Source organism: Pseudomonas sp. SWRI154 (assembly GCF_014268645.1).
Classification (GTDB): domain Bacteria; phylum Pseudomonadota; class Gammaproteobacteria; order Pseudomonadales; family Pseudomonadaceae; genus Aquipseudomonas; species Aquipseudomonas marvdashtae.
Genome location: NZ_JABWQW010000009.1, coordinates 57,281 through 69,258 on the forward strand (window position 1 = coordinate 57,281; position 11,978 = coordinate 69,258).

Below are 11,978 nucleotides of genomic sequence, written 5' to 3' on the forward strand. Positions count from 1 at the left end.
GCCATGTCCATCACTCAAGAAACGTTTCAATCCGAAACCGCCTACGTCGTGCGCAACGAAGGCGTCGATCTGGAACTCAAGTTGTTCATGGATGAGCAGATCGAATACATCCTCAAGCATCGGGCGACCGAACACCCGTTTCTCAATGCCTACGCCGAGCACGGCCTGCCGCCGGAGCAAAGCCACGTGCTGTACCTGGAAACCCTGCATTACTTCAAATACCTGCCGTTCTACGTCTGTGGGATTTCCACCATCACCCGTGACGAGGCAGTACTGCGCACCATCGCCTTCAATGCCCGTGACGAACTGGGCGAAACCCATTCCCATTCCGACCTGTACCGCAAGTTCCTGCACGACAAGGGCATCAGCGAGGAACAGATCGAAGCTTACAAGTGCCTGCCCAGCACCCAGGCATTGAACGACGGTATCTGCGCGCTCTACAGCAAACCACCGCTGCAAAAGGCCCTGGGCGGGTTGTTCGCGGACGAGGCGATGTCGGCATCGATGGTTTCCAAGTACAACGATGGATTGATCAAGGAAGGCGTCAGCGACCGTGGGCGGTTCTTCTGGACGCTGCACATGGAGGTGGAAGTTGGCCACTCCAACGCAGTGTTCAACGTCATGGAAAAGCATCTGCAAACACCGCAAGAGCGTCGCCTGTTCGCTGAAGGGATTGAACAGTACTTGCACCTGATGGAAGTCTACTGGGATGGCATCGAGCGCAAACTCAATGCTGGAGGACGCCAATGACCGCCAAGAACGAATCCGGACAAGGCGTCGCCTTCGGTCTCGGCGCCACGCTGCTCTGGGGCTCGTATCCGCTGTGGTACAAGCCGCTGGCTGGGCTCGACGCCTATCATCTGCTGTCTTGGCGGGTCGTGTTCGCCGAGTTGTTTCTCTTGGCGCTTGTGCTACTGACTGCGCGGGTAGGAACGCTGCGTTCGACCCTCAAGACGGTTCGCCCGGCCAATGTACTTACCGTGTCCGCCGTGTTGGGGTTGTGGTGGTTGATGTACATCTACGGGATCATGACCGGACGCGTGCTGGAGGTGGCTTTCGGCTATTTCCTCAGCCCGATCATGAGCATGCTGGTGTCGCGGGTGATCTTCAAGGAACGCCTCACTTCATTGCAGACCTGGGCGATCTTCCTGGCCGTCACCGGTGTGACATTGATGGCGTTCGAACTGCTGAACCTGCATTCCTTCCCGTGGATCGCACTGGTCATTGGTTTCTGCTATTCCTTCTACGGCATCTTCAAGAAGAAAGTACCTGGCGATCCGGTGGTCATCCAAACCCTCGAGATCGCCGTGCTGCTGCCGTTTGCGGCGCTGTTCCTGCTGCTCGCGCAGGCCCAGGGCGTGGGGCACCAGTTCCTGCAATCGGGCACCCGCGACCTGCTGCTGGTCGCGACGGGACTGATCACGGTGCTGCCGTTGTGGTGGTACAGCTTGGCGGCCAAGCAGTTGTCGATGATCACGCTGGGCTTTTTGCAGTTCGTCCCGCCAATTTGCAACTTCTTGTTGGCGGCATTCGTTTATGGTGAACCGGTCTCGTCGTTGAAACTGGCGGCGTTCTCGTTCATCTGGCTGGCGCTTGCGTTGTTCACGTTGAATTCCATTCGGGTCCAGCGTGCAGCGGCAGCCGCCAGATTGTCCGTGCAAATGCGTACGGCATGACCTACCCGCCCGCGCCGCCTTGAAACGGCGTGGGTTTTTCAGGATAAAGGAATTGAAATGAAGAAAGTCGCCGTAGTGGGCTGCACCGGTGCAGTGGGCATGACCATGCTGCAATTGCTTGAAGACACCGACTATGAAGTGGTCTGCATGGCCTCTGAACGTTCGGCCGGCAAGCGCTTGAAGGCGGGTAATACCGAGCACCTGATCGAGCCTTTTTCGGTCGAAGGCTGCGCTTCGTGCGATATCGTGTTCCTCTGTGTTTCAGGCTCATTTGCCTTGGAGTATGGCGAGCGTCTGGCTGAAAACTCCTACGTGATCGATAACTCATCGGCGTTTCGTTACCACCCGAACATTCCGCTACTGGTTCCGCCAATCAACGGTCAGCGCTACAAGGGCGAAAAGCTGATTGCCAATCCCAACTGCTCCTCAGCCATTGCACTGATGGTACTGGGGCCGTTGCACGATGCCTTCGGGTTGGAAAGCGCGATCATTTCCACCTATCAGGCCGCCAGCGGCGCGGGGCAACCCGCCATGCTCGAGCTGCGGGAGAAGGCCAAGGCGTTCAGTGACTACGGCGATCAGGACGACAGCGAAAACTTCGCCCATAACCTGGCATTCAACGTCATCCCTCAAGTCGATTCGTTCGAAGACAACGGTTATACCCGCGAAGAAATGAAAGTGGTCTGGGAGTTGCGCAAGGTCTTGGACGAACCGGACCTGGCCATCAGCACCACAGCGGTTCGGGTACCGACCCTGCGTTCCCATGCCGAGAGCCTGAGCCTGCGATTCAGGCAACCGGTGCATTCACTGGCCCAGGTGCGCGAGCTCCTGGCGGCTGCGCCGGGCGTCGAGGTGGTGGATGAGCCCAAGCAGGGCATTTATCCGATGCCAATGACCTCCACGTACAAGCATGCGGTGGAGGTTGGACGGATCCGCTATAACCTGATCTACGGGGAACATGGACTGGACCTGTTCATCAGCGGTGACCAGTTGCTGCGTGGCGCGGCGCTGAACGCGTTCGAGATCATGCAATTGGTCAATGACTGACCCATCGAGGCATAGCGTAAAAACGCGCAATCGCTTTTCGGCGGTTGCGCGTTTTTCATTCAGCTGGACTGAGGCTCGCTGTCGTCTTGCATGTCGTCCAGGTATTCCGGCTGGTCGGGCAGCTCCGTGATGACGCTGAAGTCACTGATTTCCACGGCACCCATTCCGTGACCGAGCAAGTGGAAAGAGAACGCCTTGCGCGGTTGCGGGTTATCGAAGTGGATGTCCATTACCAGCGGTTGATCAGCGGTCACCGCCACGTCAGTGGGCAAGTCCATCGGCACGTCCCGCTCGAATTCCTTGGCCTTCAGGGAGATATAGGCGGCGTGGTCCGTATCCACGGCGCGGATGGTCAAGCTCACACGCGTGCGGGTGCCTTTGGGCATTTCCAGGTATTGGGCGCCGATGAGGTTGTCGGTCCAATCGTTGGTGACCTGCGCGGGAAGGGGGATCTTTTCAGCACTGCCGAACTGATAGTGCTGGTTCAAGGGCGTGGTGAGCAACGTCTGGTCCAGTGCCGTCGCCCGTGCGTTGATCAGCCTGGCGCGCTGGCCGCTGTATTGCCCGGCGTAGGTGGCGCGATCGGCGATGAAGCCTTCGCTCTTGTAGTCGCGGCAACGCTGGAGGAAATCGCACTCGGTGAAGGTGCCTTTGCCATCGTGATAGCGCAGCTTGCCGTTGGTGAACGACATGATTTCACGGCCCGTCGCATAGTCCCGGAACATCGAGCGACCGGACAACGATGCCGGCACCGTGTAACCGAAGTAGTCGAGAATCGAGGCGGTCAGATCCACGTGGCCGTAGACGCCTGGCTTGATCCTGGGCAGTGGCTCGGGCGCCAGCGTCAGGTTGAATCCCCAGGACGATGCCAGGCGTACGTCGTCGATGCCATGGGACTCGTCCGAGGTGATGACCACCAGCGTGTTTTCAAGAATCCCCTGGCGTTCCAGGCCCGTCAGGAAGCTGTCCAAGGCGTCGTCCAGATAGCCCACGGCGGCCTGCTTGGCGGTGTCGTAGCGTTCCAGATAGTCTTCCGGCGCGGAATAGGGCTGATGCGTGCCCACGGTCAGCAGGGTCAGCATCCAAGGCTTGTCGGCCTGTTGCAATTGCCCGACATAGTCCAGCGCGCCTTCGAAGAAGGTCTTGTCATCCTTGCCCCAAGGAAACTCCAGATAGGCAGGGCGGGTGAACCAGTCCATGCCCAAGGTGGTATCGAAGCCGATGTGCGGCATGATCCGGTCCTTGGCCATGAACCGCAGGCCAGCGCCTTGCAGGAAGTGCGTGGAGAAGCCGTTCTTGCGCAACTGAGCGGGTAGGCAGGCTTGGTTGCGTTGGGTCTGATTCAACATCTCGACACCCTTGGGGGTGCCATCGTCGAGTTTGTCGTAGTCGCCACACAGCATCGCGTACAGGCCTCGGATGGTCTGGTGACTGTGCAGCACGTAATCAGGCGTGTTCATGCCGCGTTCGGCCCAGGCACTGAGGCGCGGCATGAGGTTTTCCTGATAACTGCTTTTCAGGGCCTGGCGGTTGGTTTCCAAGTAGGCGCCGGGGATTCCTTCCAGAGCGATGACGAGCACGTTGCGCGCTTGGCCCGGTGCAGCCAGCAGCTTTTGTCCATCAAGGTCCAGCCGGGTGAGTCCTTCCATGGGCGGAAGCTGATCCGGCACATCGCCGGCAAACCGTTGCTCGATATGCTCCTGACCGGCGGCGAGGCCTGCGGTGATGAGTTGATGGGGCAGGTTGAACAGGTTCCATTGGTCCGCCTCGTTGGGCCGCCAGGTTTGCACGGTGCCGTGGGCCAGCAAAAGCACGATCGGCAGCGCCCAGGCGCGGCGCGGCAACGGCGGCGCCTGGCGGCGCCGATTGGTCCACTGGACGATCAGCCACAGCGCCAGTGCGGCCAGCACGATGGCGGCAAGCCAAGGATATGCGAAGCCACCGCTGGTGGAATTCTCGACGAATTGCGGGTCGATCAGATACTGGATGTCCGCCGGTGTTGGCATCCGGCCCACGGCATTGACCAACTCGATGCAAGCCAGCGTCAGCGCACACCAGGCCAGCAGCACGGGCAATGCCAGCCACCAGGGGCGTCGATACAGCAGCGCGATCAACAAGGCACCAATGGCCAGGTCCGAAAGATAACCCAGCGGGTCGGACCAGCCCAATGCAAGCCGCAAGCCCATGGGGACCAGGAGAACGGCTACGGCCAGGGCGCTGAGCGGCGCGAATGGATGGGTGAGTGCGCGGTAAAGAGTGTTCACGGAAACGGGCCTTTCGGTTGAAGCCAATCGATCGGATAACCCACGGGATTTTCCTTTCGGTCATGAAAGTGTCATGACATCGTGCGTGATGGTACCAAGCGTAGCGGCCGGCGACCGCTCAACGTCCATGTGCCTGGCTGTGGTTCACTTGCAGGGCCTCTACAATGGCCATACGGCGCGGCTTCGAGGCGTGCGCAAAACTTGTATCAGGATTTCTCATCGGGGAATGGATGGACAGGTTCCAGGAAATGCAGGTATTCGTCGCCGTCGCCCAGGACTCTGGGTTTTCCTCGGCTGCGCGGCGGCTGGGGCTGTCGGCCGCCAGCGTGACGCGGGCAGTGGCGGCGCTGGAGCAACGCATCGGGACGCCGCTGCTGGTACGTACTACGCGCAACGTCTATCTGAGTGAAGCCGGCCAGCGCTTTCTCGACGACTGTCGGCGGATCCTCGGCGATTTGCAGGAAGCCGAGGATTCGGCGGCCGGCAGCCACGCACAGCCTCGCGGGCAACTGACCATTACCGCGCCCGTACTGTTCGGCCAACTGTTCGTCACGCCGGTGCTGGTGGATTACCTGGAGCGATTTTCCGAGGTTCGTATCAACGCCCTGCTGCTGGATCGCACCGTCAGCATGGTGGAGGAGGGCATCGACGTCGCCGTGCGCATCGGCGAGTTACCCGACAGCAGCTTGCACGCTGTTCGTGTCGGCGAGGTGCGGCGGGTGGTGTGCGGTTCTGCGCTATTTTTCGCCCGCCATGGCCGGCCCCAGCATCCACAAGACCTGGAGCGGATGCCCGTGGTGTCGTCATCAGCCATTGGCCAGATCAGGAACTGGACTTTCGTCGAGGCAGGCCAGCCGCTGTCAGTCCGGCCCGCGCCTCGGCTGGTGGTTACGGCCAACCAGGCGGCGATTGTTGCAGCGTGCCAGGGGTTGGGGATGACGCGGGTCCTGTCCTATCAAGTGGCGGCCAACGTTGCCGCTGGCGAGCTGGAAATCGTCCTGGCTGACTTCGAGCTGCCGCCGTTGCCGATCCATGTGGTGTACCAGGGCGGGCGCAATGCGCCGGCGCGGGTTCGCAGCTTCGTCGATTTCATCGTCAGCGCGTTGCGCGAACACCCGGCCTTGAAAGGCTGACGCATTGTTGCGCCGGCAGAAATGATGGATTGCGTTTTCAGGTGATTCTATAGATTCGGACTTGGGCAGAAGATGAAGCCATCGACGCCGCTTACCGATGGCGTCATTTCCCAGCGGAGTCGACCATGAACCCTATCAAGCTCTATCACTTCCCCCTCTCTGGCCACGCGCACCGCGTGCAGCTGATGCTGTCGCTGCTCGAGTTGCCTGTCGAAGTCATCTTCGTCGACCTGGCCAAGGGCGTGCACAAACAGGCTGATTTCCTCGCGATCAATCCGTTCGGGCAAGTGCCGGTGATTGATGACGATGGTGTGGTGCTGGCTGATTCCAACGCCATCCTGGTGTACCTGGCGCAAAAATATGGCCAAGGCCGTTGGCTGCCAACGGACCCGGTCGGCGCCGCTCGCGTACAGCGTTGGCTGTCGGTAGCGGCCGGACCTCTGCATGCCGGACCGGCCACGGCGCGGTTGATCACTGTATTCGGCGCGTCCCATAACGCCGAGGATGTTATTGCCCGTTCCCACAGCCTGCTCAAGGTCATCGACCATGAATTGAGCAACAGCGCTTATCTGGCCGGCGACACGCCAACCATCGCCGACATCGCTGGCTACAGCTACATCGCCCATGCACCAGAGGGCAATGTTTCGCTGCAGGACTATGCCCATGTGCGCGCATGGCTGGCGCGGGTCGAAGCCTTGCCCGGGTTCGTGGGGATGCCACGTACCGTGGTGGGCCTGCAAAAGGAGGCTTGAGCACCCGGCCGCTCGTGGAGGGGGCAAACGCCCTCGCCACGGTTTCTGTTGGACCTCGAAAGCGCTAATCTGCCAGCCTTTTCCCGCGGGTGGCTGCGCTTCATGACTTTTATCCACAGGCTGTCGCTGGCCCTTGCCGCGCTGTTCCTGAGTGGCTGCGATCAGCCGGCACCTCTCGTTCTCGATCAGCAACTCTACATCTGGCAACGCCAATGGACGCCGGCTCACGCGTTGGCGCTGCGCCAGAGCCGTGACGACTTTTCCAGTGTTCGGGTGTTGGCGTTGCAAGCATTTCCCGGCGCCGGCTGGAGCCGGGCGCGAATCGATCCGGCGATGCTCAAGGCTGACGGTCGGCCGCTGGTGGCTGTGATTCGCCTGGACGGTCAGCTTAAATCCCTCAACCAAGACGATGTCATCGCGCAGATCCAACGCGTGCTGGACGACTGGCAAGCCCAAGGCCTGGCACCGGTGGGAGTTGAGATCGATCACGATGCCGGTAGCGCACGACTGCCGGCCTACCGGACGTTCCTCGCACGATTGCGCCAAATCTTGCCCACCACGTTGCAGCTAAGCATCACGGCATTGCCGGCCTGGCTCGACAGCCCTGAACTGACCGAGTTGTTGCAGACGGTGGACAGCAGCGTGTTGCAGGTTCACGCGGTCAGCGATCCGCGGCAAGGACTGTTCGATGCCGGCCAGGCCAGGCGCTGGGCCAAGCGTTGGGGGGCCGTGACCACGCGGCCTTTTTATCTGGCCTTGCCGGCATATGGCGTAGCGCTTTTGACTCAGCAAACCGGTGCGCCGGTGGTGGAAAGCGAAGTGCCCATCGACCGGGGCGGCGAGCGCCGGGAGTTGTTGGCCGATCCGCAAACAGTGGCCGGGCTTGTTGCCGACCTGCGCGCCGAACCGCCAGAGCATTTAGCCGGGTTGATCTGGTTTCGCCTGCCGCTGGCGGGGGACCGACGAGTCTGGAGCCTGACTACGCTGGGCGCGGTCGCCCGTGGAGACAGCCTCGACAGTCGCTTGGGGCTGAACGTTAAAGAGCAAGACGGCCTGTACGATATCCGGCTGGTGAACCAGGGCAATCTCGACAGCCCCTGGCCCCAGCGCGTGACTCTTGCGGTAGGCGCCTGTGACGGGGTCGATGCCTTGGCGGGTTATACGTTGCAACAAACCCCCGGACTGCTTACCTTCACCCGCATTCAGGAAGGCCGCTTGGCTGCCGGTGCCCAACGGGCTATCGGCTGGGCGCGCTGTACGAAAATTGACCAAGGAGGATTCAATGTCTACCCGTAACTGGCCTCGTCGCCTGCTGTGCCTGAGCCTCAGCCTGCCGCTGGGCCAGGCACTGGCTTGTGGGCCGGATTTCCCGATGCGCCTGCTGGATAACCGTGCCCAGTCATTGGCTGAACTGCCCGAAGGCAGCTTTCGCTTTGAAGTCAGCCGCCTCGGCCAGGCCATCGCGGGGTTGAAGCCAGTGACCGAGGCCACGCGCAACCCGGATTACAGCTACGACGATGTTTCTTCCTACGTGGAACAACGCAACAAGGCCGAACAACTTGGCCTCACGCCACCGCAACAAGCCGTGGTGGAGCGTTTGCGGGCATCAAGCGATGTCGAGCTGGTCGTTGCCGAAGCGGCGAACCTGCCCGCCGAGTTGCGGTTGTATGCGATCGGCGCGGCGGCCTTCAATGCGGGCGATTTTCCGCGCGCTGTCGAATCGTTCCAGCAATTGCTCGCGTTGCCGGCCGACGAGCGCCGTTTGCGCAGCACCTGGGCCGCCTATTCCCTGGGACGTGCCTTGTTTGCCATGAGCGTCGAGGCCGGGCGCGGCGAACCGGCGGTGATGCAAGATCAGGCTCGCCAAGCGTTCCGCCAGGCTCGCGAGCTGAGTATCGCCGGCTTCAGCGATCCGCTGGAATTGGGTGTCGCCAGTCTTGGCGAAGAAGCCAGGGTCGCCTACACCGCCGACGACTGGGACGCCGCCATCGGCCTGTATGCGAGCCAGAACGCTCAGGGCTCCCCGGTCGGCTACAGCTCGTTGCTGCAGTTGGCGGGCGGCCTCAGCGTCGAGTCGGAAGAGCGCCTGGGCGAATTGCTCAAGGCAAAAGCGGTCCAGCGCTTGGTAACCGCCTATTTGCTCAGCCGCGTCGGCTGGTGGGACGGCGAAGAGCCGTCCGGTGAGAAAAAACTCGTCAAGCTCTTGCAAGCCAGCGCCCAGAGCAACCTGGAAGACGCTGATCGTTTGGCGGCGGTGAGTTATCAACACGCTGATTACGCCGGCGCAAAGGCATTTGCAGACAAGGCTGGCGACACCGGATTGGCCTGGTGGGTGCGGGCCAAGCTCGCCTTGCGCGAGGGCGACAAAGTCGCTGCGGCGGCGGCTTATGCCAAGGCCGCCCAGGCTTTTCCGCAAGACGAATCCTGGGGCGACCGCCGCACGCCGGACTGGGACTACGAGACGGTACAGCCCAAGTGCAGGATCGAGGGCGAAAGCGCGATCCTCGCGTTGCAACGGGGCGACTACCTGCAAGCGTTCGATCAGCTATATCGTGGCCAGAACAATTATTGGTATGACGCCGCGACGGTTGCCGAGCGCGTACTGACCGTCGAAGAGCTCAAGCAGTATGTCGATGCCCAGGTGCCGGCACCGCCGCCGTTGAGCCAGGAGGATCGAGACAACTACGTGCAGTTGTCGGTAGCCGCGAACCTGCGCAACCTGCTGGGGCGTCGCTTGCTGCGTGAGGGTCGCTACGATGAGGCACCGGTTTATTTCGATAACGCCGAGCTGCAGGACAAGGCTCGCGCCTACGGAAAATTGCGCCAGGATGCCGAGTCCAAATGGTTGCCGACCAGCCGTGCCGAGGCGTATTTCAACGCGTCCGTCATCGCGCGCAAGTCCGGCATGCAATTGCTGGGCTACGAGATGGCGCCGGATTACGCGAGCCTGGATGGCAACTACAGTTTTGAGTCGGTGGAGCTGAAAATCGGTCCGCTGGTAGCCGAAGGCGAAGTGCAACGGCAACAGGCCAGCGCAGCGCAACCAGACGTGCGTTATCACTACCGTTTTGTCGCCACGGCGTTGGCGAGCCAGGCTGCCGATCACTTGCCGCACACCAGCCAGGCGTTTGCGGCGGTGCTGTGCAAGGCGGTGGGGTACAACTCGAGTCTGGAAGAGCAAAGTGCGTTGTATCAGCGTTATGTGAAGGAAGGCCCCTACGTGGAATGGGCGTGGGACTTCGGACATCAATGTCCGGAGCCGGCGTTCGACCAGGCGAATAAACGCTACGTCACTCAGGCCCTGGCACCGATTCGCTCGGTCCTGCGGCCTTTCAAGGCGTGGTTGGAAGTGGCTGGCGCGGTGCTCGTGGTGGCCGTGGTGCTGGCACTCATCAGCCGCCGCAAGCGCAAGGCGCGGATGGCCGCCGAGTAGATCGATCAACCTGTGGCGAGGGAGCTTCCCCGCCGCAGGAATCTACCGCAATGCTCTTTGTTGCCTACATCTGCGTAGCCATGCCTTCCACATTCATCGCCGCCTGACGCAGTGCTTCCGAGCGAGTGGGGTGGGGGTGGCAAATCAGGGCGATGTCCTCGGCCGTTGCGCCGAATTCCATCGCGACGCAATACTCGCCGATCATCTCGCTGACACTCGGGCCAACCAGATGCACGCCGAGAATCTGGTCGGTGTGTTCGTCGGCCAATACCTTGGCGAACCCTTCGGTTTCGTGATTGATTTTTGCCCGGCTGTTGGCCGTGAACGGAAATTTGCCAACCTTATAGGCGCGACCTTCAGCCTTGAGTTGCTCTTCGGTTTTGCCGACGCTGGCCAGTTCCGGACGCGTATAGATGACGTTGGGGATCAGCTCGTAATTGACCTCGCCCGCCTTGCCGACGATTTGTTCAATGCACGCCATGGCTTCATCTTCCGCCTTGTGGGCCAGCATTGGCCCGGAGGTGACATCGCCGATCACCCAGACGCCCGGCACTTCCGTGCGGTGGCGCTGGTTGGCGAGCATGCCGCGTTTGTCGGTCGCCAACCCGACGTTCTCCAGCCCCAGCCCCTGGGTATAAGGGCGGCGACCGATGGCGACCAGCACGTAATCGGCGTCCAGCGTCTGCACCTCGCCGCCTGCGGCGGGTTCGACGTGCAACTGCACGCCGTTCGCCGAGGACACGGCGCTGGTGACTTTAGCGCTCAACTTGAACTGAATCCCTTGTTTGGCCAGGGCCCGTTGCAGGGTCTTGCCTGCTTCGCCATCTACGCCTGGGCAGATGCGATCGAGGTATTCCACCACGGTCACCTCGGCACCCAGGCGCCGCCAGACCGAACCCAGTTCGAGGCCGATGACGCCGGCGCCGATCACCACCAGATGCCGGGGCACTTCGTCCAGGGACAGCGCGCCGGTGGAGTCTAGGATTCGCCGGTTATCGATGTCTACGCCGGGCAGCGGGGTGGGTTCCGAGCCGGTGGCAATGATGATGTCCTTGGCGCTCAGTTCGGTCGTGCCGCCGTCCTCGGCGGTGACGGTCACTTTGCCCGGCCCATCGATATGGCCCCAGCCCTTGATCCAGTCGACTTTGTTCTTGCGCAACAGAAACTCGATGCCCTTGGTCAGGCCAGTCACGCTGTCGTCCTTCTGCTTCATCATCTGTACGAGGTCGAGGGTGGGGCTGACGTTGATGCCCAGGTTGGCAAACTCAGAACCCTTGGCCGCTTCGTACAGTTCCGAAGCGTGGAGCAACGCCTTGGAGGGCATGCAGCCGACGTTCAGACAGGTGCCGCCCAGGGTGGCGCGCCCCTCGACACAAGCCGCTTTCAACCCCAGCTGGCCGGCGCGAATCGCCGCGTTATAGCCGCCAGGACCGCCGCCCAGAATGATGACGTCGTAATTGCTCATACCGTTTCCCCGCTTGGCCTGATAAAAAATTATGCACGTAATATGAGCGTTTCCGAAGAATTCGGTCAAGGCTTACGTCAAGTGGCAGGCTTGTGCATTCCGTGAACAATTCAAAACAGAAATTTCACAGAAATGGTTATAAGGTAACGCCACGTAACGGAGCAGCATTGGGCGTCGGTTGCCAATGCAGATTTTGATCGCCACAAGC

The 11,978-nt window shown here is 61.1% G+C and carries 9 protein-coding genes; 7 read left to right on the forward strand and 2 right to left on the reverse strand.

Features of this window, described 5'->3' with window-relative positions; all coding sequences use genetic code 11:
* Nucleotides 1–3: 3 nt before the first annotated feature.
* Genes HU806_RS10495 through HU806_RS10505 form a run of 3 tightly spaced genes read left to right on the forward strand, consistent with a single transcriptional unit; the run spans nt 4 to nt 2,723 of the window.
* Nucleotides 4–750 (forward strand): iron-containing redox enzyme family protein, encoded by a 747-nt coding sequence (locus tag HU806_RS10495; protein ID WP_186611308.1) that lies wholly within the window; start codon nt 4–6, stop codon nt 748–750.
* Nucleotides 747–1,676: an EamA family transporter RarD gene (gene rarD, locus HU806_RS10500; RefSeq protein WP_186611309.1), complete on the forward strand. Its 930-nt coding sequence runs from the start codon at nt 747–749 to the stop codon at nt 1,674–1,676. The genes HU806_RS10495 and rarD overlap by 4 nt, the downstream gene beginning before the upstream one ends.
* Before the next feature lie 57 nt (nt 1,677–1,733).
* On the forward strand, nt 1,734–2,723 hold the full coding sequence (locus HU806_RS10505) for an aspartate-semialdehyde dehydrogenase (protein WP_186611310.1): 990 nt from the start codon (nt 1,734–1,736) through the stop codon (nt 2,721–2,723).
* Between the two features lie 59 nt (nt 2,724–2,782).
* Here HU806_RS10505 and HU806_RS10510 read toward each other — a convergent pair whose 3' ends face one another.
* The gene (locus HU806_RS10510) at nt 2,783–4,987 is read right to left on the reverse strand and encodes a sulfatase-like hydrolase/transferase (RefSeq protein WP_186611311.1); all 2,205 of its coding nucleotides are present in this window, start codon (nt 4,985–4,987) and stop codon (nt 2,783–2,785) included.
* A gap of 230 nt (nt 4,988–5,217) precedes the next feature.
* On the opposite strand from HU806_RS10510, the gene HU806_RS10515 reads away from it, so the two are divergent.
* From HU806_RS10515 to HU806_RS10530, 4 genes are all read left to right on the forward strand, one after another.
* Complete coding sequence (locus HU806_RS10515) at nt 5,218–6,120, forward strand: LysR family transcriptional regulator (RefSeq protein WP_186611312.1); 903 nt, start codon at nt 5,218–5,220, stop codon at nt 6,118–6,120.
* A gap of 125 nt (nt 6,121–6,245) precedes the next feature.
* Nucleotides 6,246–6,872 (forward strand): glutathione S-transferase family protein, encoded by a 627-nt coding sequence (locus tag HU806_RS10520; protein ID WP_186611313.1) that lies wholly within the window; start codon nt 6,246–6,248, stop codon nt 6,870–6,872.
* 102 nt (nt 6,873–6,974) lie between these two features.
* The gene (locus tag HU806_RS10525) at nt 6,975–8,168 is read left to right on the forward strand and encodes a DUF3142 domain-containing protein (protein WP_186611314.1); all 1,194 of its coding nucleotides are present in this window, start codon (nt 6,975–6,977) and stop codon (nt 8,166–8,168) included.
* Complete coding sequence (locus tag HU806_RS10530) at nt 8,155–10,305, forward strand: hypothetical protein (protein ID WP_186611315.1); 2,151 nt, start codon at nt 8,155–8,157, stop codon at nt 10,303–10,305. The genes HU806_RS10525 and HU806_RS10530 overlap by 14 nt, the downstream gene beginning before the upstream one ends.
* Before the next feature lie 64 nt (nt 10,306–10,369).
* Here the strand turns inward: HU806_RS10530 and lpdA are convergent, their stop codons facing one another.
* Nucleotides 10,370–11,770: a dihydrolipoyl dehydrogenase gene (gene lpdA, locus HU806_RS10535; RefSeq protein WP_186611316.1), complete on the reverse strand. Its 1,401-nt coding sequence runs from the start codon at nt 11,768–11,770 to the stop codon at nt 10,370–10,372.
* Between the last annotated feature and the right edge of the window lie 208 nt (nt 11,771–11,978).